This window comes from Pseudanabaena minima str. Chao 2107, from assembly GCF_051131155.1.
In the GTDB taxonomy this organism is placed as follows: domain Bacteria; phylum Cyanobacteriota; class Cyanobacteriia; order Pseudanabaenales; family Pseudanabaenaceae; genus Pseudanabaena; species Pseudanabaena minima.
The window spans coordinates 336,378-357,471 of sequence record NZ_CP159508.1; the positions used below are offsets into that span (position 1 = coordinate 336,378).

The following is a 21,094-nucleotide window of genomic DNA, read 5'->3' on the forward strand; positions in this document are numbered from 1 at the left end:
AGCCCAAATAAATAAAGGCGGCGCTTCGCGCCGCCTTTATTTATTTGGGCTTAGCGACTTATCCACAAGGCTTTGGAAATAGAGAAACCCCGCAGAAGCAAGAAACGTAAAGTAAGCGATCGCTTGTCCAAAAAATAGGCGATCGCGAAAGCCAAACATAGCTTTGAGCAAAATCCCCGGAAATTCTTTATCTGGCAGAATCTCATGGACATCCCAAACTAAATCACCTAGTAAACAAGAAGATATTTCAGTTGTTGCCTCAGTGGGAAAACAGAGCGAAGTTTGGGAGAGCTCGGCAAAAGCTGCTACAGCTTTATCCAAATGCCCGATCGCACTGATCACCAGCCCAGCCACGATTAGCAATAAAAAGACTCCCATCGCTTGAAAGAATACTTTGAGATTAATGCGAATCCCAAATTGAAACAGAGCTATCCCGATCGCTACTGCTCCCACTAAACCAGCGATTGCACCAATGATTGGCACAAGTCCACCTTGCAGCTTTGCGGAAATAAAAATTACTACCTCAAACCCTTCTCGTAATACCGCGATTAAAATCAGCGTAAAAACTGCCCAACCAGCAGTCTTTTCATCAGCGATCGCCTTACCGATTTGACCCTCGATTTCTCCCTTCAGCGATTTGGCATTTTCAGTCATCCATACCAACATCCAACTCAACATAGCGATCGCGGTAAGTCCCAAAGCTCCTTGCCATAACTGCCCATAAAAAGCGGCTTGGTTTGGTTCTGTACTTTCGACTTGCTTGAGGAACCAGTTTAGTAATATCCCCACCACAAAGCTCGCCAAAACTCCTGTGCCAATGCCACCAAATACCCAAGGATTCAGCGCACTGCGATCGGCTTTTTTGAGATATGCCATCACAATACCAACTACCAGAGCCGCTTCGACTCCCTCGCGTAAAGTAATTGCAAAAATCGGTAATGCAGTACTAAAGTCCATACAAGTTTCCTTATTGACTGGCAACATCCAGCCTAGCTTTAAAAAAGTAGTAAATACGTTGATCGTGTTTGAGTTAACCAGCACCCAAAACGATTAGAAAGCACTCACCCGAACCCATTGCTGACTCATGGTTTGCTCATAAAGAGCTTCTAAGCGATCGATATTTTTCACTAGAGTATAGCGATCTAGAACTCTTTGTCTTGCCTTGATACCAATAATTTTTGCCATCTCTGGGTGATCAGCAAACAAAGGTAAAAGCGTACAAAGTTGCGAAGTTACCTTATGAGAATCAAGAATAATTCCCGCACCATTCTCTATTACTTCACCATCTGCGCCCACATCTGTCGCTATACAAGCCACACCGCAAGACATCGCTTCTAGCAGTGATAGAGATAAACCCTCTACTAGCGAAGGTAAAATAAACACATCCGTCCCACGCAAAATCTCAATCCGTCTCTGCTCATCGGCAATATATCCCATCCAAACAATGCTGGGATCATTGCCATAAAAAGTCTTCAAACCTGCTAACAAAGGTCCAGTCCCAACGATCGCTAGTTTGCAACCCTCTGGCATTCGGCTTTTACGCCACGCTTTGAGTAAAGCTTCAACATTTTTCTCCGCAGCTAGACGACCTTGATAGAGAAAAAGTACATCAGCTTTCAGTTCCTCTTTAATATTTGAAGCCCCTGGAGAATAGCGATCGCTATCGACTCCATTGGGAATAACGGCAATTCTGGTATTAGGAACTCCTAATTTATTTAGCAGTTCTTTTTGAATATTAGAGAAGATAATGACTTGATTGTAGTCAGCTAAGGATGGTGCATAAATTTGATAGGTGAGTTGCTGTGTACTAGAGGCAAGGTTACGCCGCTTCAGGTCAAAGGGTTGATGAAATGTAGCTACAAGGGGTAAATCGAGTTCGGCACAAATTTCTGGCAATCGAAAATCGAGAGGGGATATAGCAAGGGATGCATGAATCAGATCGGGCTTTAGCGATCGCAAAGAATCAACAAGAATCTTATTTGCTCTTAAGGATGGAACCGTGTAAATAGTGGATTTGTAGAGGAACGGTAAGGCGACATCTTGCGTTTCTTGAGCATGTTCTTCTATCTCATCATGGTCTGAATCACTTTCAGGGGCAAAATGCATAAAGCTGACACGATGCCCGCGATCGAGTAACGCATTTGTAATTTCGCGACTATAGGTCACGTTGCCACAAGCAGGCGATTTTTTACCTAACCATGCAATATGCATGAACTACACCACATTATTACCAAAGGTATAATACCAAAACTAGTGGCGGCGCGAAGTGTTGGGGCTATCTTTCAAGGTAATTGTGTTGCGGTCGCAATATAAAAAGAACAGCTAGCACGAAGTGCTAGCTGTTCTGAGGTATTTTATGGGTCGCCCGGGATTTGAACCCGGAACAAATCGGTTAAAAGCCGAGTGCTCTACCGTTGAGCTAGCGACCCATTTATAGTGAAGAACGTAAACTTTTATATGCATTCCGCACATGTGTTTTTTACGCGCTTGGCTAGTCTAACATGCATTTAGCAAATTACGCCAGTTAAACTAAAGGGTCTTACCTCAGTAATTTTTATCGAAAGAGTCTGACCGATTAGTTCAGCTAATGATTTGCCAGTTGTGTTCTCGGTAAAGGCAATCCGATTAGTGCGGGTACGTCCCATAATTTGGTTAGGATTTTTATGATTTGTCCCTTCAATCATGATTTCTTCGATGCGTCCAGCGTAACGCTGCGATCGCAAAGCCGCATTTTGATTAACGGCATGGTTAAGACGCTGGAGGCGATCGCTTTTAATTTCTTCACTCAACTGATGCTCCCAAACTGCCGCAGGTGTACCAGGACGAGGAGAATAAGCTGCCGTATTCACCAAATCGAAGCCAATATCATTTACCAACTGCACTGTGCGCTCAAACTGCTCCTCGGTTTCCCCAGGGAAAGCAACGATCGCATCAGCAGTAATCGCCGCATCGGGCATAATCTCGCGAATGTCGTCAATAATGCGGCGGTAGCGCTCGTGGGTATAGCCGCGAGCCATTGCTTTGAGAATATCGTTGTCACCTGACTGAAAAGGAATATGGAAATGTTCGCAAACCTTCGGCAATTCGGCACAAGCTTTGATTAGGCGAGAACTAAAGTAACGGGGGTGACTGGTGGCGTATCGAATGCGATCGATCCCCTCGACATCATGGACGTAATAAAGCAAGTCCGTAAAGGTAATCTTGCCACCAATCCCTGCACCGATCCCACCTGCGGGCAAGTCGCGCCCATAGGCATCAATGTTTTGTCCAAGTAAAGTAATTTCTTTGTAGCCCTGAGCTGCCAACTTTTCAATTTCTTGACGAATTACTTCGGGGGTACGTGATTGTTCACGACCACGTACTGAGGGGACGATGCAATAGGTACAGTTTTCATTACAGCCATAAATGACATTGACCCAAGCAGATACGGAGCTATTGCGGCGTGGGGTGGTGATGTCTTCTTCGATATAGGCTTCTTCTGTGGCAACTACTTGATTACCATTAAATACCTGTGCCAACAGATCGCCGAGGCGATTGACATGTTGAGGACCCATCACTAGATCAAGTTCAGGTACTCTTCGCAATAGTGCTTCACCTTCTTGCTGGGCAACACAGCCAGCCACAACCAAGGTTAATTTAGGGTTGTCACGTTTGCGCTTGGCTTGTCGTCCTAGGTACGAATAAACTTTCTGCTCGGCATTGTCACGAATGCTGCAAGTGTTATACAAAATCAGGTCGGCTGTTTCGCTTTCCTCGGTTGACTGATAGCCCATATCTTCCAAAACGCCAGCCATGCGTTCGGAGTCGGCTTTGTTCATTTGGCAGCCGAAGGTGACGATGTGATATTTCTGAGCAGTCATGAAAGTGTTTAACCAAGCCGAAATTATTGCTGTCCTATTCTAATATCTTTCAGCATGGATTGTTTAGTAAGTGTTTAGCTTTGGGGCGATCGCCAATGAAAACCTTTAAATTTCAGGCTATACTTAGGCTATACATTTACTGTAAGAATAATCGCCAAAAGCTATGTTGGTTAAGGTTCAGAAATGGGGCAATAGTCAGGGAATTAGACTCAGTAAAGAAGTTTTAGCTGAGGCAAATATTTTGGTTGGTGATGAGCTAGAGATTATCTCTACAAAAGATCAACTTGTCATCAAGCCAGTTCGCAAAATTCGTGGTAAGTATCAGCTTCAAGATTTAGTTTCTCAAATACCTCAAGACTATAAGCCGCAAGAAGAGGATTGGGGATCTGCTGTAGGTTTGGAAGCTTGGTAGATGGCTAATTACATTCCCAAAAAAGGAGATTTGATAATTCTCACTTTTGATCCACAATCAGGGCATGAGCAAAAGGGAAGGCGACCTGCTCTAGTCGTGAGTAATAGTCTCTTTAATCAACATACGGGTTTAGCGATCGTCTGTCCTATTACAAACACTAAGCGTGATTTCCCATTTCATGTGGCGATCTCTAATAGCAAGACTCTAACAGGCTATGTAATGGTAGAGCAAGTAAAGTCTATCGATTACAAATCAAGAAAAGTAAAATTGATAGAAGCTGCTTCAGAAGATCTAATGGCTGAGGTTTTAAGCATTTTGGATGCTTGTATTTATTAAAACTGAGTTTGAGGTTTAGTACCGTTGTGAATCAATGCGTGATCTTGACCTAATTCATTTGAAAAATATAGCGATCACATATCTCCAGTGCTAAATTGTTTGTAAAGTTGTAAAATTTCACAATAAATTACTTAGATGTTGGATAAAATGGGAGTTAATAAAAGAGTTTTTGCAAGCTTGTCTGAGCAAGCTAACTTTTACAAATTGAAGGAAAATTGGGAAGGGCAGAAAGAATATCGTATCTATCATAATTTGCCCTTTCTCATTATCTTTAATATTGATGAGATTACTGATATATCAGACATTGAAAAATCTCGATTAAAGAAGACAAGTATTGACTTTACTATATGTAATAAAATAGATGAACCTTTGATTTGTATTGACTTTGATGGTTTAGGACAAGGGGTTAATCTGGGTAGTCAGTATTATTCAAATCGTAAAGTTGGTTTTTGGAGAAAAGAAATTACTGAATTGAAGCTAAGAATCGCTCATACTTTTCTGTTCCCATATTTTGTAGTTGGGTCTAGACACTTTAACGATCTTGGGGAGAAAATAAAACTTACAATAGTTGACGGAATTATTGGAGCAATTCTATCTAGAAGAGATTTTGATAGAAGATTTCATGAAGATCTTTTCCCTGAAGGTGCGGGGTGGTCACAAGAAGAATATGAAATTCTGAGTGCTAAGGAACAATACAAAATTTTTAAGCAATGGGCTATTGGTATAGAAGTTGAGACAGAGTTAGATAATAATCCAATAGCAAGAGAAATTAGTAGGCTCTCTCATAAACTTAATGCTTGGTCACATTCTTTAAAAACCATGAGTCTTCCTTCTTCGGGAACTGAAGAAAAGGTTTTGCGTGGCTCGAAAGTTATTATCCACTCACAATCATTTGGAGATATTGAAGAACAAGTCTACTTACCAAATTTCAAAGTTTCTGGATTCTCTGCTAGTTATCTTGCTGAGCAAATTGCTCGGTTATTGGCGCTGGAAAAATTGAGAGTATTAACAGAAAATGGAGGCAAAAAAGTATCTCAGAATGATCAATAATTATTGACCGCTCGGACGTAACACATCATTTTTTTGCACATTTAGGAAAGCTATAAGTTATTGTCTTTATTGATGAGGCATGTGAAGCGATCGCGTGATCGCCAATATATTAGAACGATGCAAACAAAAAACTGACGGGAATATATGTTGACAGTTTATTTCACAATTGGTTTACCTGCTTCTGGTAAATCCACATGGGCTAAAGCTAAAGTAGATAAATCACCCAATGCAATTAAGCGGGTAAATAAAGACGAACTTCGTGCCATGCTTGATAATTCCTACCATTCCAAAGGTAATGAAAAATTTGTTTTAAATATGCAAGATCTGATAATTAAATCAGCGTTAGAGGAAGGGAAGCATGTGATCGTCGATAATACACATCTTGCCCCCAAACATGAAGCACGGATTAGAGAACTAATTAAGGGCTTAGCAGTTCTAGAAATAGTAGACTTTCGGCATGTACCTCTAGAGACTTGTATTGAGAGAGATTTGAAGCGGTTTAACTCAGTCGGCGAGAAAGTAATTCGCGATATGTACAATCAATTTATCGCACCACCTAGAAAACCCCAACCTGCTTATAATCCAGACTTACCCGATGCGATTATCTGTGATTTAGATGGAACCATTGCTTTGATTGGCGATCGCAGTCCCTATGATGGTGCTAGCTGTGAGAAAGATTTAGTAAATGAGCCAGTACGCTCCATTTTGCAGACATCAGGAAAAGCGATCGTGTTTGTGTCTGGAAGGGAGGATAAATACAAGCCTCAAACCTTGGCATGGTTGGAGAAGCATGGGATCGAATTTGAGAGTCTCTATATGCGAAAGTCTGGTGATATGCGAAAAGACAGCATTGTCAAGAAGGAAATTTATGATCAATTTATTCTTGATAAATACAATGTTGCCTTTGTGCTGGACGATCGCGATCAAGTTGTTAGAGTCTGGCGAGATCTGGGTTTAACCTGCTTGCAAGTTGATTACGGTGATTTCTAGCTTTGATAGCTTCCAAAGTAAGAGTGGCGGCGCTTCGCGCCGCCACTCTTACTTTGGGTTTTGATTTTTCTTGTATGGCTATAGCAATAATCACCAAAGTTTTGGGCAAAGCTGTCCTAATCGTTATAATACAATTAGGAAATTATTAAAATTTGTAAGAATTTATATAGGTTTGCCCAACATATAAGTACCTTGGCATAACTAAAAACCAGAGCTAAAATGTGGCGCACGCTGAGCGTGTGACACATTTTAGGGTTTGCCCACGTACTTATCATGTTGCAAACCTGCTAAATTTCCCTGAACATTTATCTGCTGTCTGCATTAATCTAAACTTTTATGGCTAGCCTTCCCTCTCTTACTGGTGCTGAAATTCGTGCAAAATTTCTCAATTTTTTTGAGGAACGTGGTCACAAGGTACTGCCTAGCGCCTCACTCGTACCTGCTGATCCGACAGTACTATTGACGATCGCGGGAATGCTACCATTTAAGCCCATTTTTTTAGGACAGCAAGAGCCTGAAGTGCCTCGTGCCACCACATCCCAAAAATGTATCCGCACCAATGATATTGAAAACGTGGGTAGAACAGCACGTCACCATACATTTTTTGAAATGTTAGGCAATTTCAGCTTTGGCGATTATTTCAAAAAAGAAGCGATCGCTTGGGGATGGGAATTAGTAACTAAAGTATTTCAGCTACCGCCCGATCGCCTAGTGGTTAGTGTTTATCACACTGATGAAGATGCTTTTGCGATTTGGCGTGATGCGATCGGCATTCCTGCCCATCGGATTCAGCGTATGGGTGATGACAATTTTTGGGCTTCAGGAGCGACAGGACCTTGCGGACCTTGCTCAGAAATCTATTATGACTTTCACCCTGAATTGGGTGATGATGCGATTGATTTGGAAGATGATTCAAGGTTCTTAGAGATTTACAACCTTGTGTTCATGGAATTAAATCGTGATGCCGATGGTAATCTGACTCCATTAAAAAAACAGAACATTGACACAGGCTTGGGCTTAGAACGGATGGCACAGGTTTTGCAAGGAGTTCCCAATAATTACGAAACAGATTTAATCTTCCCAATAATTAAAAAAGCTGCGGATATTGCAGGGATTGATTATCACAAGAGTGATGAAAAAGTGAAGACTTCACTCAAGGTGATTGGTGATCATGTACGTTCGGTTGTGCATATGATCGCTGATGGCATTAATGCATCAAACGTCGGACGTGGCTATATTATGCGTCGTCTTTTACGTCGAGTAGTACGTCACGGTCGCTTGATTGGCATCTCTGGCACATTTGCGTCTGAAGTTGCCGAAGTAGCGATCGCCCTTTCCGAATCGGTTTATACCAACACTCGCGAAAGAGAACAAGTGATCAAAGATGAAATCAAAATTGAGGAAGTTCGCTTTTTACAAACTCTAGAGCGTGGTGAAAAGCTACTCGAAGAGATTCTTGCCAAACCTGAAGTAAAAGCCAGCAAAACTATTTCGGGTGTTGATGCTTTTACCCTCTATGATACCTATGGCTTCCCATTTGAATTAACTCAAGAGATAGCTGAAGAAGAAGGATTTGCTGTTGATGCTGATGGCTTTGAGTCCGAAATGAAGAAGCAACAAGAGCGATCACAAGCAGCCCATGAAGATATTGACCTAATGGCAAAGGACAACTGGGCAAATATCGCTAAGGAAATTGGCAAGACTGAATTTCTGGGCTATGCAGAACTTAGTAGTACGGCAACGGTCAAAGCAATTCTCGTTAATGGTGAACTCGTAAAAACAGCGATCGCAGGCAATAAAGTCCAAATCGTATTAGATCAGACTCCCTTCTATGCTGAGTCAGGTGGACAGGTTGGTGATACGGGCTATCTCGCTATTGGTGAAGCGATCGCCAAAATCAGTGATGTGCAAAAACAAGCAGATCTGTTTATTCACATTGGACAAATCGAGCGTGGTGAAATTGCTGTTGGCGATAGTGTTAATGCTCAAATTGCAGTATCCGAGCGTCGGCGCATTCAATCACACCATACGGCGACTCACCTTTTACAAGCTGCCCTCAAGAAAATCGTCGATCCAAACGTCTCTCAAGCTGGTTCTCTAGTCGATAGCGATCGCCTCCGTTTTGACTTTAACCTCAATCGGGCTGTCACTGGGGAAGAAATTCAGCAAATTGAACTCCAAATCAATAACTGGATCGCTGAAGCCCATGACTCTGTAATCGAAGTATTGCCCATAGCTCAAGCCAAAGCCAAAGGTGCGATCGCCATGTTCGGTGAAAAGTACGGCGCTGAAGTTCGCGTTATTGATATTCCTAACGTATCGATGGAACTTTGCGGCGGTACGCACGTTAAAAACACTAGCGAAATCGGCGTGTTCAAAATCATTGCCGAGGCTGGAGTTGCTTCTGGTGTGCGCCGCATCGAAGCGATCGCAGGTCAAGCGGTTCTGGAATATCTGACAGTGCGTGACAATATCACCAAAGATTTAAGCGATCGCTTTAAGATTAAACCCGAAGAAATTAGCGATCGGATTACAGGACTGCAAAATGAGTTAAAAAATTCCCAAAAAGAGATCGAATCTCTCAAGCAGCAACTAGCTTTGGTTAAGGCTGATAGCCTCCTCTCTGAAGCGGAACCTGTTGGCACATTTAAAATTCTCGTTGCTCAACTTCCCGATATTGAAGCAGAAGCCCTCAAAGCGGCTGCTGAAAAACTATCAGCGAAGTTAGGACATAGTGCAGTCGTGCTTGGCTCCTTTAGCGAAGATGGCAAAGTCACACTTGTCGCTTCTTTCAGTAAAGAAGTAATTGCTAAGGGGTTACAAGCGGGCAAATTTATTGGTGCGATCGCCAAAATCTGCGGTGGCGGTGGCGGCGGTCGCCCGAACCTTGCTCAAGCAGGTGGGAAGGATGCAAGCAAGTTGCCAGAGGCTCTAGGGGCTGCGGAACTTCAGTTAAGACAAGCCCTTGGTAATTCTTAACAATTCCCTTAAGTCAAGATAGAAGTCTAACCATGAAACTACACTCGTTAGAAATTGAAAATTTTCGAGCCATTAAACATCTCGAATTAGATTTTACTGACGAATTATCAAAACCAAGATTAATGACTTTAATTGTTGGTCCTAATGGTTCTGGTAAAACTTCTATCTTTGATGCTATTGCTATTGTTGTAAAAGCTTATGGAGATATAAAAGATTTCATAATAAGAGATGGCTTAGTTGTGTCACCTCGGCAAATTATCAGAGGAAAGGGAAATATCTCTAAAATCGGGTTTTCATACTCAGTAAGTGAAGATGAAGTAGCAGCTATTAGAAAACTGTATTCCGAGATGGCATATATGGGACATATGGAGATTGAAGACAAATTATCATTAGGTAAAAAATTTCCTGTACAAGAAAGTTTAAATGTAACTTGGTCATTCCCCTCTTTTAGTATCTCTAACCAATCGTCAGATTTAATTGACGTTTTAGGAGCGCGAGCAGTAGCTCAAAAAGCTATTGTGGGAAATTTGGAGTCTCCAAGCATCTTAGAAAAAATTGGTGGAGTTTGTTACTTAGATCAAAGGAGGACAGTACGATTAGAACATAGTATTTTCAACAATAAAAATGAAGAGAATATAGACAATGACGTTCTCTTATTACTTTATAAATACTATTCTAGGCACATCACATGGAATGAAGAAAAATTTGGTGAGTCATATTGGTCTAGGATAAAACGATTATTCAACAAAATTTGTTATCCATCAGAATTAGTGCGTTTTGAGTCTGGACCTGATTCAGATACACTTATTTTCAAGAAAAATGAGCTTGAATATGACTTGTATCAAATGAGTTCTGGCGAGCATCAAATCCTAAGAATATTAGTTGGTATGACTTCAGCAATTGCAAAAAATTCAATTGTGTTAATTGATGAAATTGAACTTAACCTGCATCCAACTTGGCAAAAAAGATTGATTAGAGCCTTGAGAGACGATACAGATAATAATCAATATATTTTTACAACTCATTCACCTGATGTGATTGGTCTTTTCTATGACTCAGAAATTATTCATCTTGGGAAATTGTCAGAGTAGTTAATAATGAATATTAAAGACGACACTCTATATATCCTAGTTGAAGGAGAACCAAATAGTCCTGAAGTTGAATCATTTGGTCGGCTTTTATCATCAGATATTAGTACAGTAAATTATGAATTTATTGAAATTGGTGGTAGTAGCAATTTTAATACAGTCGCAAAGCTAATATATAACAAAGTAAAAAACAGAGAAAATTCTATTCATAAAGTAATTCCTGTATTAGCGATCGCAGATCGTGATTTTCGTAAATCGTCAGAAGATAATATCGCAGACAATCTTTTGATTGAAAGAAACAAAGCAAAAATCATCTATTGGGAACGCCATGAATGGGAAAACTTTTTACTTGATGAGCTAGATGTAATCACATATTTCTTGAACCAACTACCAGATAAATCATTAAACAATAAGCCTACAAAGCAAGTCACAACCCCGATAACAGAGGAAGTTATCAATGATTTTTTATTACAGTATTTTCAAAGTCAGGTTCAAAAAGAATTTATAGAATGTATTAGATTTAGATTTCTACATTCAGATAAGTTATACCCTAAATTAGAAGCGCCCAATAACATTACAGGTATAGATGATTTACGAAAATGGTATATATCGCAAATAGATGAACAATCTCAACGATCTAAAAATAAAATAGCAAGCTGTGCTGCTATTTTTGATCAAGTTTTAGAAGAATATAATTGGAGAAATTGGATTGAAGATCCACAGTCTTTACTACTAGAGGATTGCAAACAATATTTTCGTGGTAAGGAAGCCTTTACAAACCTACTAAACCACTTGTCAAATGAATTCAAAATCCATCATCTTCATGAGAACAGATTAAAAGAGCGTATTCTCAGAGATTTAGAAAATAGTAAAGAATCGATTCTAGTTTCTCAGATTAATAAACTACTATCCCCTTACTTAGGAAAAGCCAGGGAGATTTTAGAATGACAAATAATTATTCTATTCAATTCCTAATGTCTACACATAGCTATTTATAGGATTAGAGAACTATGCTAACAAACATTAAAATGCTGATTGAAGCTTGCAAAAAATCATCTATTTCCTATGAGATTTTGCATCCTAATCAAAACTTAGTCAAAGTCATAATTGGCGATCGTGACTATTACTTTACTAACTATTCAACGCCTTTAACGCCCCAATCTGTTGCCGAAATTTTTAAAGATAAGCAATATTTTTATCAAGTCTTTCAATATGTCGTAAAAATGCCGCGAACTCAATCTTTCATTTCTCCCTACTGCGATGAAAAATATAAAGAGTACTTACAGTTTTTTTCCATAGATGAAATTGTTGCCGAAATTGAGAAAAAATTTAAACTGCCCATTATTCTCAAAAGAAATCGGGGTTCGGGAGGAAGCAATGTTTTTAGATGTCACGATCCGCAGCAAATGCAAAAGGCTCTAGAGCATATATTTAATTTCAACTCTAAAAGCTATGACTATATTGCACTTGCTCAAGAGTCTATCAATATTGTCAAAGAGTATCGCTGCGTATGTCTCAATGGCGAGCAAGTGATTTTGTATGACAAAGACTTTTCGCAAGCAAAATTTACAGGCAATCTCAGTCCTTTACATTGGGAAGGGGCGATCGCTAAACAAGTAAGCGATTCTCAAGTTATTCAGGCGATCAACGAATTCATTAAACCTATTTTTCAGAAAATGGCGATCGCTTATGTGGGTTTAGATGTTGCTTTGGATGATCAGGGGAGTTACTGGTTAATCGAAGCGAACTCACACCCGAACTTTGATATTTTTATTCGTGATAATGGTGAAGATGCGATTATCAAGCTTTTTCAGAAAATTTTGGAATATTTAGCACAAAAGAAGGGGCAGTGCTAAGCACCGCCCCCTTCTTTTAACTAACTAAAAACTATAGCAAGCCGATTTGAGAAAGGATGCCTTGACCAGTGAGCAACTCTGTCGCTAAACCGATAACGAAGCCAAGCATTGCAAGACGACCGTTCCAAGTTTCAGCGAAGTTGTTAAAACCAAATTTGGGATCTGTAGGTGTAGTGTCAGACATTGCAATTATCTCCTGTGTGTTTTGATTTCTAGACTTTAAAAATCTTTGCTTGAATTAATAATACTTTATATTTCTTAACAAGCTATACCACCAAAGATAGATTCGATAAAGCTATCAGAGCTATTACCAGAGCAAATGAGACAAGGGGCTTAAGCCCCTTGTTAAAGATCCACAAGATGAGGGAAGCTCTGTCACACTCATCTTGTGGATACTCGCGCCAGTGAGTCCCACAAAAACAAAAGCTGCCGAAATCATGCGATCGCGGCAGCTTTTGGACTACCGACAGACTCGCGCCAGCGAGTCTCTACAAAACAAAAGCTGCCGAAATCATGCGATCGCGGCAGCTTTTGTAAAAAATAAAAATAAATGAGAGCGATAGTAATAGCCAAAGCTATTAATTAGACATCGTAAGTTGCCTTACCTGTAAACTTGACGCTTATAGGGTTAGGGTTATCACCAATCTTGCGGCTGACGCTATTAGCGGCAACGCGACCAGCATTCACCTTCTCAGGGAATACACCATCACTAGGATGTAGATAAACTTGGTCGCCATTAGGAAATTCGCGCCAGATTTTGTAATTGGTGATCTTAAATTTACGCAACTGCGTACCCAAAGCAAGAGCTTGCTCTTTCTTAGCTAAGTAAAGCAAGTTATCGCCACTAACCATAGTTGCAGCGCCGCCTGTGGGCATTTCAAATACTTGCTCTTTGGGGCTATTCCAAGAGATTAAGTACTTTTCTTCGGTGAAAGCGGAGTTGAGCAAACCACCTGTGCTACCACCCCAGATAGGGGTTTTGCCTTTAGGGGCAGGTGCAGTAAAGGTTGCTGTTTCTTCTGACATTGAGATGTTCTCCCAAATTGCGTATATGCTTTTGATATCAAGAGCAAAGATATCATTTCTATATACCCCTGCTTCAAGCTTACTTAACGTTACTTTACGAAGCTTGACAAAACTTTTAGAGAAAAACCCAAATCATTTTAACAGGGCTGGCAAAGCTAGCCTTATTAAAATGATTTGGGTTTGAGTCATGAACTAATTAGACGACTAAGATACCGTTCAATCAGGATCGCAGCGACAATATCATCAATGGGGCGATCAGGCGATCGCATTCCGAGGGGTATTAATTTCATTAAGCCTTTGGCTGGATAAATTTGCCAAAACCTTTGACGCGCCTCTTCGCTGCTAAAACGTTCATCTACAGTAATAATACGTAAATCAGGGAATGTGGATTTTAGTTCGGCTTTCCACTGCTTAGAGGCCGTTTGATCGCCCATGATCATCAAGGAAATGGGATAGCTATCTAACAAGTTACCGACTTTAGAGATCGCTTCTAAGCTGGGGATGACTGCCTGAAAATGCAGCTTACGATCTAACCCCATGACAGCGACACCACATTTTTGTTTTCCTGGATCGAAACCTAGCAGCACAGATAGATATTCCTAAGTTGATAATTCGTAATTCGTCATACCAATTCATGAAAGTTTGACAATACTTTTATGAATTAAAACCCAAACCTAGTAAGGATATTTAAGTTAATAGATGGGTAGCCATTTCTTAACTTGGTATAGTTAGTAATTTTTGTTTCGCTGTTCACGATTATATACTTTGGATAAATTCGTTAAGCCCATTACGATAGGTTTCGAGGGAATCCAGAAAGCCTCCGTTATGATCGCCACGTAGTTTAACTAGGTTTTTAGGCTGATTGGCTACTTGAAAGTTGCGATCGCCATGATGAAAGGGGATGATCTCATCATCGATGCTATGAATCACTAAAACAGGGATTTTAATACTGGGCAAGCGCTCAATGGAGTTGTAGGAAAATCGCGACAGAAATCGAATTGGCATGAATGGATAAAGCTCAGCCGCGCGATCGCTAATTGAGGTAAATGTTGAGGCAAGCACCAAAGCACCTGCATTATTGTTGCCATTGGGTTGTGAGATTTTCTGGGCTAAGTAAGAGGCGATCGCGCCCCCCAGAGATTCACCATAAATAATAATTTTTTGCGGGGGAATTTGTCTTTCTTGAGTCAGATATTGCCATGCCGCTTCAACATCCGCATAAGTTCCTTCTTCGCTAGGAGTCCCTCCACTTTTGCCATAGCCACGGTAGTCAAACAGAAAAGTCGCCAGTCCTAACTCTCTAAAGATTGGTAAATAACTGATGCGGTTGCTAATATTGCCACCATTACCATGACAAAATAAAATCACGCCTTTGCCCACTAAGTCATTATCTTTAGCTGGTACAAACCAAGTATCTAAATTGATATTATCTCTAGTGGTAATTTGAATATTTTCAAAATTTATTCCAAGAATTGCAGGTGTTTCTATGACATCTTTACTAGGCATAAAAACTAAGCTTGACTGACCAATATATAACACGATCGCTAAGCCAATATATGCAAAGGCAAGAATGCGAATAACAGGTAGTAAAAACTTCTGGAATATTTGAAGTAATAGTTGTAAGTTTTGACTCATATCTCCTCTAGTATTAGCAATTAGATATAGTTTATAACCTATAAAAATATTTTGAAGGCGGCGCGAAGCGTCGCCTTCAAAATATTTTGGACTTTAAGTCAGCGCAAAGTACTGTGGTAGTTTCACTGTAATAATCGAGAGATTTTCTTAAGGATTTGGAGTACAGATAAAAGTTCATTAGTTCTACGGTTATATAGCGAGAAATCATTGGAAAATTGATACTGCCTAACTTCATCTTTTACGACTTTAAGAAATATTGAAAATCCACCATTGCTAATAAATCCATAGGTTGGTTGTGATTGATTAGGGCTATCTAGCATATAGGTAAGTGCTTGAGCCATACCTGATTCGATGCTAAATTCTTGTCCTTTCGATTCAATGACTAGTACCCACAGTTTTTTGTGAATTACGAGTGTATCAATACGTCCTTGATAGATAGTTTCTTCATTTTCGTCAAATTCTATCGATTCAAGTTGAACAGGATATTCTGCTCTGATGTCAAAAGGTGGATCGTAAAAACTTGCCATTTCAAGCAAAGGGGCGATCGCGATTTGATTAACCAGACCTTCGCTAATATGTCCATGATGGCGATGGTAAAGATAGCGTTCTTTTAATAAATCACAACGTTTTTTCTCCGCTTCGGTCAACTCTGGTAAGTCTTCATACCATTCACTGAAGAAGCGATCGCTAAGAGATTGCTGTACAGAAAACTTGGTTTCTACTTCTAGCAAACTATTAACATATTTAGAAATTGCTAATGTCGTTACCATCACTTCTAATCCTTATTTTTGTATCTAATTTCCTAAATTTGTATTAGGTTCTTAACTGCTTCTTCAATATTTTCTTGTTTGATTAAAGACTCACCTACTAATACAGCGCTTGCACCACAATTTTGGACAAAATCTAAATCTTGACGGGTATAAATACCAGACTCGCTTACCCAGAGATATTTATTTCTAGTTTCTGAATCTAGTTTATCCATTAAAACTTTGGTCTGCTCAAGCTCGACGACAAAGTTTTCTAAATTGCGATTGTTAATCCCGATTAAGTGCACATCAGGAATTTGCAAAACTCGATCTAATTCCTCTTGCGTATGTACCTCAACTAGAGCTGTCATCCCCAACTGATGAATTAATGCTTGTAACTCAGTCAAATCAGCATCAGTGAGAATCGCTGCAATTAATAAAACAGCATCCGCGCCATGCGATCGCCCCCAATAGATTTGGTAGGGGTCAATAATAAATTCTTTGCACAGTAACGGTAAATCAACGACTTGGCGCACTAGTTGCAGATTTTCAAAACCGCCTTGAAAAAATTCTGCGTCGGTCAATACCGAGAGACAACTTGCGCCACCAATTTCATAGGCTCTAGCGATCGCTTGCGGATCAAAATCTTCACGAAAGACACCTTTGCTAGGTGAGGCTTTTTTAACTTCAGCGATCAATGCGGGCTTGGTGCGGGAATTTTGCAAGCTGCCATAAAAATCTCGCGCTGGTTGCACATTTGCCAGTTTCGCTTTCACTGAATCTAGCGACTCGTTGGCGTACATTTGCGCTACCTCACGCTCCTTTTGCCAGACAATTTTTTCTAAGATATTTTGGGGCGTATCTGTGATAGCGGCAATCGCATAGCCTTGGTTACGAGCAAATTCAGATTGGCGACGTACTTGCATTGATAAAACAACTCTTACGGTGAAAGGAAACAATTTTTAGCATAAATCAATTTATGGAAAACCTATCTAGACAGCGCTTTTGTAAATAGCTTCATAAATAATGAAGTTTCTTTATAAGCAAAGAGGTCATTTTTCGGTATATTTGCCTGTGTAATGTGAGTTGAGCATAGTTTTTATGAGCGCGATCGCAAACTCTAACCAACCCGAAGACAAGCCAAAGACTTCGCGAGTTCAATCTTATTGGCGAAATATCCCTTGGAAAAAGTTAACTAGTTTGGTAATGGCGATCGCCCTGTGCTTTTACCTCACGGCTTGCGGTGGTGATAGTAAACCAGTTAGTAAAAAAGCCACATCTAAGGCAGTAGCTGTACCTAGTGTCAATATCACCGAAGTTTCTCCGCCCACTGAAATTCAACGTCTCAGTCGTCTACTTGATCGCTACACACCTCAGGTAAGTATCATCAGCCCGAAACCTGATGAAGTTTTAAACGATACGCAAGTATCGGTGAAATTTGATGTAAAAAATTTGCCAATTTTCAAAAACGCTGATTTTGGCTTGGGTCCACATATCCATGTGACTTTGGATAACCAAGAATACAAAGCCGTTTACGATCTCAATCAAACCGCAACATTTGATCATCTCAGCGCTGGAACCCATACAATTCGAGCCTTTGCTTCCCGTCCTTGGCATGAGAGCTTCAAAAATCAAGGCGCATACGCACAGACTACTTTCCATGTCTTGACCAAAACAGGTGAAAATACGCCAGAACCTAAGACTCCTCTGCTTACCTACAGCCGTCCTGTAGGAACCTATGGGGCTGAGCCAATCATGCTTGATTTTTATCTACAAAATGCACCATTGCATTTGCTGGGCAAAGATGAAGAGATGCTTGATGATTGGCAAGTTCGCGCCACCATTGACGGAAAAAGTTTTACCTTTGATCGCTGGGAGCCAATCTATCTCAAAGGATTTAAAACTGGACAAAACTGGGTAAAACTAGAATTGCTAGAGCCAGATGGCGATGCGATCGCCAACGTGTTTAATAGCACTGCTCACTTGATTAACTATCAACCTAATGGCTCTGATACATTATCAAGATTAGTCAGTGGCGAAAAGATTGCCAATATTGATGCGATCGTCAATCCAGACTATGTACCACCTGCCCCTGAAGTAACACCTCCTGCTGTTGAGTCGGCAAGTCCTGCACCTGCTGCCACCACTCCTACTGAAAAGCCAGCAGAGACTCCTAAAGCTGTGGTTCCAGTTCCTGTTGCACCAGCACTCAAGGAAGATGCTAAACCTTCAGTAGTTCCTGTTACCCCTGTGGTGGTTCCAGTTCCTGTCGCACCATTGCTTAAGGAAGACTCGAAACCTTCAGTAGTTCCTGTTATTCCTGTAGTTCCAGTTCCTGTTGCACCAGTCAAAACAACTCCAGAAGCGATCGCGCCAATTGCGCCAAAATCATCACCAATTCCTGAGCCAGTTAAGGTTAAATCTACTCCTGTTTTAGAACCAGTCAAAGTTGCACCAACGACTGCGCCAGTAAACACTAAGGTTGTACCAATTAAGGTCACACCAGTTGCTGAGCCAGCCAAAGTTGCACCGATAAAACTCAAAGCTGCACCTACTCCTGTAGTGGTGGAAACCCCGAAGCCAGTTGCACCAACTGTCAAGGTGAAAACTGCACCTGTTGCTGAGCCAACTAAAGCGATCGCGCCTAAAGTAGTAACTCCTCCCGTGAATTCTAAGGAGTCCATGAAAAATGCAACTCAGGTAACTCCAATTGCGGAACCAGCCAAAGATGTCTTGCCTGAAAAAGAGCCTAAGACATTTAAGCCAACTGCTGCTCCCAAGGATGTATTCAAAAATTTCAACTTTGATCCACGTAAATTTTTCCCCGCCAAACCTGAATCAGGCAAGACTGAAGAGACAAAGCCAGTATCTAGTTCTCCTGATACGAAGGAAACCGCAGAAAATAAACCTGATGCTAAAGCAGCAGACAAGCCTCCAGCATTGACGGATTTATCAACCACCACATCAACACCAATTAAAGTGTTAACCAAAAAATAAATAAAAATAAATAAAGGGCGGCGCTAAGCGCCACCCTTTATTTATTTTCAGCCAATCCCATGGGACTAAGTTGATTAGTTTTCTTTTGGATATCTAACACACGGTAAATCCCAGTTTCTTGAGTTTTACCTTTGAGAGCAAATTTACCAACAAACTCAGTCTGGAAATTATTATCTAAACGCCGATGCGTCTCTTCACTAATCAAAATGTGATGGGGCCCGCCATCAACTTCTTTATTAAAGCTTTCTAATCGAGAAGCAACGTTAACCGCATCTCCTAGTACAGAATATTCAAGACGCTCCGAACTTCCCAAACTTCCTGCAATCACTAGCCCAGAGTTAATGCCAATTCCAGTCGAGACAGGAGGTAATCCTTGGGCTACCCATACCTCATTCATTTCTGCTAACTTACGGGCGATCGCTAAAGACGCAGCAACAGCACATTGAGCATCACGGGTACGCTCCACTTCATTGCTATGGGGAATCGGTACACCAAATACTGCCATGACCGCATCCCCAATATACTTATCAACCATTCCACCATAGGCTAAAACTTCATTAGCGATCGTTCCCAAATAATTATTGAGCCAGTTAAGCGTCTCTCCTGGAGCCTGCGCCTCCGCCGCCGTACTAAAGTTTCGCATATCCGTAAACAAGACTGTCACATATACCTCTTGCCCAGTGATCCGCCCCTCTTGCAGAAACTTTTCACGGTTTGACCAAATGATATCGGCTAACTCCTTAGAGACATGTCGCGAAAACAATCCCATCAGCACTTTGCGTTCTGATTGCTGAATTGCAAGCTGATAAGCCATAACCAACACATTCGCCGAAATCAAACCCAATAGAGCAGGGAATAAGGGTATCCACAAAGCCTGACCAAAAGCAAAATAACTAACCCAAACTAAGCCCCCAGCGAAAATACTTAAAAGTCCAATATTTTTGCCAGCATGGGAAATAAATGCTGCCATCGCACCACCAGCGATCGCCCAACATAAAATCCAAATGTTTTCGACTTCATTAGACCATACCTGAATGAATCGGCGATCGTCTAAAGTGCTACTAATCAACTGACTGACAATATTTGCATGGACTTCAACCCCATACATCACCTCACCCTCAACATTGACAGGTGTAGCAAAGCTATCTTTAGTACTTTCGGCAGTTACACCTATTAGGACGACGCGATCGCGTAGCTTCTCAGGAGTGACGCGCCCCTCAAGTACATCAGTAGCCCGAATATGCTCGAAAGCTCGCACCTTTCCCCGATAGCGAATCATCATTTGATATCCACTATCATCCTCTTTGCGATATGCCCCATAATTCGCAGTTAATCTAGGAATTATTTGGTTGCCTGCTTTAAACTGAATTGCATCGGGGTTAAATTCAATACTTTTTTTGTGTAATTTTTGTAAATATAAATTGGCGATCTCAAAGGCAAAAGACCCTGAATCCCCAACGATTGAAGCCCGCCGCACCAGCGCCCCTTTGTCAGTAGGTAAGTTGACATATCCATAGGTGCTAATTGGTTCTAGATCTTTGGCAGGATCAACACCACTTCTACCTGATACAGTGGCAATAAATTTAGCATTGACCACATTTCCTGCATTCTTAATTGCGGTTACTAACTCATTACGACCTTCCAATACAGGTAAATCTAGATATTTATCAATGCCGATCACTGTAGGTTTGGCTACAGCAATTTGATTAATCAGTTTGGCAAATAAGCGATCTGAAATCGGCCATCGCTCAGAATATAGCTTAGAAAAGTCTTGAATATCAGCTTCTGAAATTTCAACAATGACCACGCGCCGATCTTGAGGTTCACGGAGTTGCGATCGCATTAAACTGTCATAGACCCAAAGCTCAATTTCTTTAAAAGCTCCATTTTCTCTTAATCCCAAGACTCCTAGAGAAAACGAAAAAGTAATCAATCCAGCTACTAATTGCTGATGATTGCGCTTACAGAACGCTCCGAAATTAACCAAAGCAGAAGGTAGTTTCATTGCGGTTGCCGAAAAAAAAGAGTGCGTTGTTACTTTTTGTCAAGAATCGAGTTTTTTACAACAATAGCAATTGAATCTCATTGTTGGAATAGTTCACTTTTCCTCACAAATTAG

The 21,094-nt window shown here is 40.7% G+C and carries 20 protein-coding genes and 1 tRNA gene; 10 read left to right on the forward strand and 11 right to left on the reverse strand.

The features are described 5' to 3' along the window. Window positions 1-36 precede the first annotated feature (36 nt). The 4 genes from ABM313_RS01580 to miaB form a co-directional block, all read right to left on the reverse strand. A complete protein-coding gene (locus tag ABM313_RS01580; protein ID WP_434685954.1) occupies window positions 37-984 on the reverse strand; it encodes an FTR1 family iron permease in 948 nt (315 codons plus the stop codon). A 66-nt stretch (window positions 985-1,050) separates the two neighbouring features. Then, window positions 1,051-2,211: a glycosyltransferase family 4 protein gene (locus ABM313_RS01585; RefSeq protein ID WP_434685955.1), complete on the reverse strand. Its 1,161-nt coding sequence runs from the start codon at window positions 2,209-2,211 to the stop codon at window positions 1,051-1,053. 146 nt (window positions 2,212-2,357) lie between these two features. After that, window positions 2,358-2,429 (reverse strand) — tRNA-Lys (locus ABM313_RS01590). Between the two features lie 78 nt (window positions 2,430-2,507). After that, on the reverse strand, window positions 2,508-3,860 hold the full coding sequence (gene miaB, locus ABM313_RS01595; protein ID WP_434685956.1) for a tRNA (N6-isopentenyl adenosine(37)-C2)-methylthiotransferase MiaB: 1,353 nt from the start codon (window positions 3,858-3,860) through the stop codon (window positions 2,508-2,510). A 163-nt stretch (window positions 3,861-4,023) separates the two neighbouring features. Between miaB and ABM313_RS01600 the strand changes: the two genes are divergently transcribed. The 8 genes from ABM313_RS01600 (at window position 4,024) to ABM313_RS01635 (ending at window position 12,571) form a co-directional block, all read left to right on the forward strand. Beyond that, on the forward strand, window positions 4,024-4,272 hold the full coding sequence (locus tag ABM313_RS01600) for an AbrB/MazE/SpoVT family DNA-binding domain-containing protein (RefSeq protein WP_434685957.1): 249 nt from the start codon (window positions 4,024-4,026) through the stop codon (window positions 4,270-4,272). Next, on the forward strand, window positions 4,273-4,608 hold the full coding sequence (locus tag ABM313_RS01605) for a type II toxin-antitoxin system PemK/MazF family toxin (RefSeq protein ID WP_434685959.1): 336 nt from the start codon (window positions 4,273-4,275) through the stop codon (window positions 4,606-4,608). Window positions 4,609-4,743: 135 nt separating this feature from the next. Next, window positions 4,744-5,658 carry a hypothetical protein gene (locus ABM313_RS01610; protein WP_434685960.1) on the forward strand — a complete coding sequence of 305 codons (915 nt, stop codon included), beginning with the start codon at window positions 4,744-4,746 and terminating at the stop codon, window positions 5,656-5,658. Window positions 5,659-5,802: 144 nt separating this feature from the next. Continuing rightward, window positions 5,803-6,648: an AAA family ATPase gene (locus ABM313_RS01615; RefSeq protein ID WP_434685961.1), complete on the forward strand. Its 846-nt coding sequence runs from the start codon at window positions 5,803-5,805 to the stop codon at window positions 6,646-6,648. Between the two features lie 336 nt (window positions 6,649-6,984). Then, window positions 6,985-9,627 carry an alanine--tRNA ligase gene (gene alaS, locus ABM313_RS01620; RefSeq protein ID WP_434685962.1) on the forward strand — a complete coding sequence of 881 codons (2,643 nt, stop codon included), beginning with the start codon at window positions 6,985-6,987 and terminating at the stop codon, window positions 9,625-9,627. A gap of 32 nt (window positions 9,628-9,659) precedes the next feature. Next, window positions 9,660-10,718, forward strand: coding sequence for an AAA family ATPase (locus ABM313_RS01625; protein WP_434685963.1), 1,059 nt, complete (start codon window positions 9,660-9,662; stop codon window positions 10,716-10,718). 6 nt (window positions 10,719-10,724) lie between these two features. Beyond that, window positions 10,725-11,663 carry a hypothetical protein gene (locus tag ABM313_RS01630; protein WP_434685964.1) on the forward strand — a complete coding sequence of 313 codons (939 nt, stop codon included), beginning with the start codon at window positions 10,725-10,727 and terminating at the stop codon, window positions 11,661-11,663. Between the two features lie 62 nt (window positions 11,664-11,725). Continuing rightward, window positions 11,726-12,571 carry an ATP-grasp domain-containing protein gene (locus tag ABM313_RS01635; RefSeq protein WP_434685965.1) on the forward strand — a complete coding sequence of 282 codons (846 nt, stop codon included), beginning with the start codon at window positions 11,726-11,728 and terminating at the stop codon, window positions 12,569-12,571. A gap of 31 nt (window positions 12,572-12,602) precedes the next feature. On the opposite strand, the gene ABM313_RS01640 is transcribed toward ABM313_RS01635, so the two are convergent. Further along, window positions 12,603-12,755, reverse strand: coding sequence for a chlorophyll a/b-binding protein (locus tag ABM313_RS01640; RefSeq protein WP_434685966.1), 153 nt, complete (start codon window positions 12,753-12,755; stop codon window positions 12,603-12,605). A 220-nt stretch (window positions 12,756-12,975) separates the two neighbouring features. On the opposite strand from ABM313_RS01640, the gene ABM313_RS01645 reads away from it, so the two are divergent. Continuing rightward, on the forward strand, window positions 12,976-13,125 hold the full coding sequence (locus ABM313_RS01645; RefSeq protein ID WP_434685967.1) for a hypothetical protein: 150 nt from the start codon (window positions 12,976-12,978) through the stop codon (window positions 13,123-13,125). Between the two features lie 28 nt (window positions 13,126-13,153). On the opposite strand, the gene ABM313_RS01650 is transcribed toward ABM313_RS01645, so the two are convergent. From ABM313_RS01650 to trpC, 5 genes are all read right to left on the reverse strand, one after another. Further along, complete coding sequence (locus ABM313_RS01650; RefSeq protein ID WP_103669609.1) at window positions 13,154-13,597, reverse strand: photosystem I reaction center subunit II PsaD; 444 nt, start codon at window positions 13,595-13,597, stop codon at window positions 13,154-13,156. A 185-nt stretch (window positions 13,598-13,782) separates the two neighbouring features. After that, window positions 13,783-14,184 carry a Holliday junction resolvase RuvX gene (gene ruvX / locus ABM313_RS01655; protein ID WP_434685968.1) on the reverse strand — a complete coding sequence of 134 codons (402 nt, stop codon included), beginning with the start codon at window positions 14,182-14,184 and terminating at the stop codon, window positions 13,783-13,785. A 169-nt stretch (window positions 14,185-14,353) separates the two neighbouring features. Continuing rightward, entirely contained in the window at window positions 14,354-15,232 is an 879-nt protein-coding gene (locus ABM313_RS01660) for an alpha/beta hydrolase (RefSeq protein WP_434685969.1), read from the reverse strand. A 122-nt stretch (window positions 15,233-15,354) separates the two neighbouring features. Then, window positions 15,355-16,002 carry a type I restriction endonuclease subunit R gene (locus ABM313_RS01665; RefSeq protein ID WP_434685970.1) on the reverse strand — a complete coding sequence of 216 codons (648 nt, stop codon included), beginning with the start codon at window positions 16,000-16,002 and terminating at the stop codon, window positions 15,355-15,357. Window positions 16,003-16,034: 32 nt separating this feature from the next. After that, complete coding sequence (gene trpC / locus ABM313_RS01670) at window positions 16,035-16,904, reverse strand: indole-3-glycerol phosphate synthase TrpC (RefSeq protein ID WP_434685971.1); 870 nt, start codon at window positions 16,902-16,904, stop codon at window positions 16,035-16,037. Window positions 16,905-17,079: 175 nt separating this feature from the next. On the opposite strand from trpC, the gene ABM313_RS01675 reads away from it, so the two are divergent. Then, entirely contained in the window at window positions 17,080-18,975 is a 1,896-nt protein-coding gene (locus ABM313_RS01675) for a hypothetical protein (RefSeq protein ID WP_434685972.1), read from the forward strand. 37 nt (window positions 18,976-19,012) lie between these two features. Here ABM313_RS01675 and ABM313_RS01680 read toward each other — a convergent pair whose 3' ends face one another. Beyond that, window positions 19,013-20,980 (reverse strand): CHASE2 domain-containing protein, encoded by a 1,968-nt coding sequence (locus tag ABM313_RS01680; RefSeq protein ID WP_434685973.1) that lies wholly within the window; start codon window positions 20,978-20,980, stop codon window positions 19,013-19,015. Window positions 20,981-21,094 lie beyond the last annotated feature (114 nt).

Bases quoted from the DNA above. Each gene is read 5' to 3' on its own strand.
- ABM313_RS01580 (WP_434685954.1), bottom strand. From the start codon at position 984: ATGTTGCCAGTCAATAAGGAAACTTGTATGGACTTTAGTACTGCATTA.
- ABM313_RS01585 (WP_434685955.1), bottom strand. From the start codon at position 2,211: ATGCATATTGCATGGTTAGGTAAAAAATCGCCTGCTTGTGGCAACGTG.
- miaB (WP_434685956.1), bottom strand. From the start codon at position 3,860: ATGACTGCTCAGAAATATCACATCGTCACCTTCGGCTGCCAAATGAAC.
- ABM313_RS01600 (WP_434685957.1), top strand. From the start codon at position 4,024: ATGTTGGTTAAGGTTCAGAAATGGGGCAATAGTCAGGGAATTAGACTC.
- ABM313_RS01605 (WP_434685959.1), top strand. From the start codon at position 4,273: ATGGCTAATTACATTCCCAAAAAAGGAGATTTGATAATTCTCACTTTT.
- ABM313_RS01610 (WP_434685960.1), top strand. From the start codon at position 4,744: ATGTTGGATAAAATGGGAGTTAATAAAAGAGTTTTTGCAAGCTTGTCT.
- ABM313_RS01615 (WP_434685961.1), top strand. From the start codon at position 5,803: ATGTTGACAGTTTATTTCACAATTGGTTTACCTGCTTCTGGTAAATCC.
- alaS (WP_434685962.1), top strand. From the start codon at position 6,985: ATGGCTAGCCTTCCCTCTCTTACTGGTGCTGAAATTCGTGCAAAATTT.
- ABM313_RS01625 (WP_434685963.1), top strand. From the start codon at position 9,660: ATGAAACTACACTCGTTAGAAATTGAAAATTTTCGAGCCATTAAACAT.
- ABM313_RS01630 (WP_434685964.1), top strand. From the start codon at position 10,725: ATGAATATTAAAGACGACACTCTATATATCCTAGTTGAAGGAGAACCA.
- ABM313_RS01635 (WP_434685965.1), top strand. From the start codon at position 11,726: ATGCTAACAAACATTAAAATGCTGATTGAAGCTTGCAAAAAATCATCT.
- ABM313_RS01640 (WP_434685966.1), bottom strand. From the start codon at position 12,755: ATGTCTGACACTACACCTACAGATCCCAAATTTGGTTTTAACAACTTC.
- ABM313_RS01650 (WP_103669609.1), bottom strand. From the start codon at position 13,597: ATGTCAGAAGAAACAGCAACCTTTACTGCACCTGCCCCTAAAGGCAAA.
- ABM313_RS01660 (WP_434685969.1), bottom strand. From the start codon at position 15,232: ATGAGTCAAAACTTACAACTATTACTTCAAATATTCCAGAAGTTTTTA.
- ABM313_RS01665 (WP_434685970.1), bottom strand. From the start codon at position 16,002: ATGGTAACGACATTAGCAATTTCTAAATATGTTAATAGTTTGCTAGAA.
- trpC (WP_434685971.1), bottom strand. From the start codon at position 16,904: ATGCAAGTACGTCGCCAATCTGAATTTGCTCGTAACCAAGGCTATGCG.
- ABM313_RS01675 (WP_434685972.1), top strand. From the start codon at position 17,080: ATGAGCGCGATCGCAAACTCTAACCAACCCGAAGACAAGCCAAAGACT.
- ABM313_RS01680 (WP_434685973.1), bottom strand. From the start codon at position 20,980: ATGAAACTACCTTCTGCTTTGGTTAATTTCGGAGCGTTCTGTAAGCGC.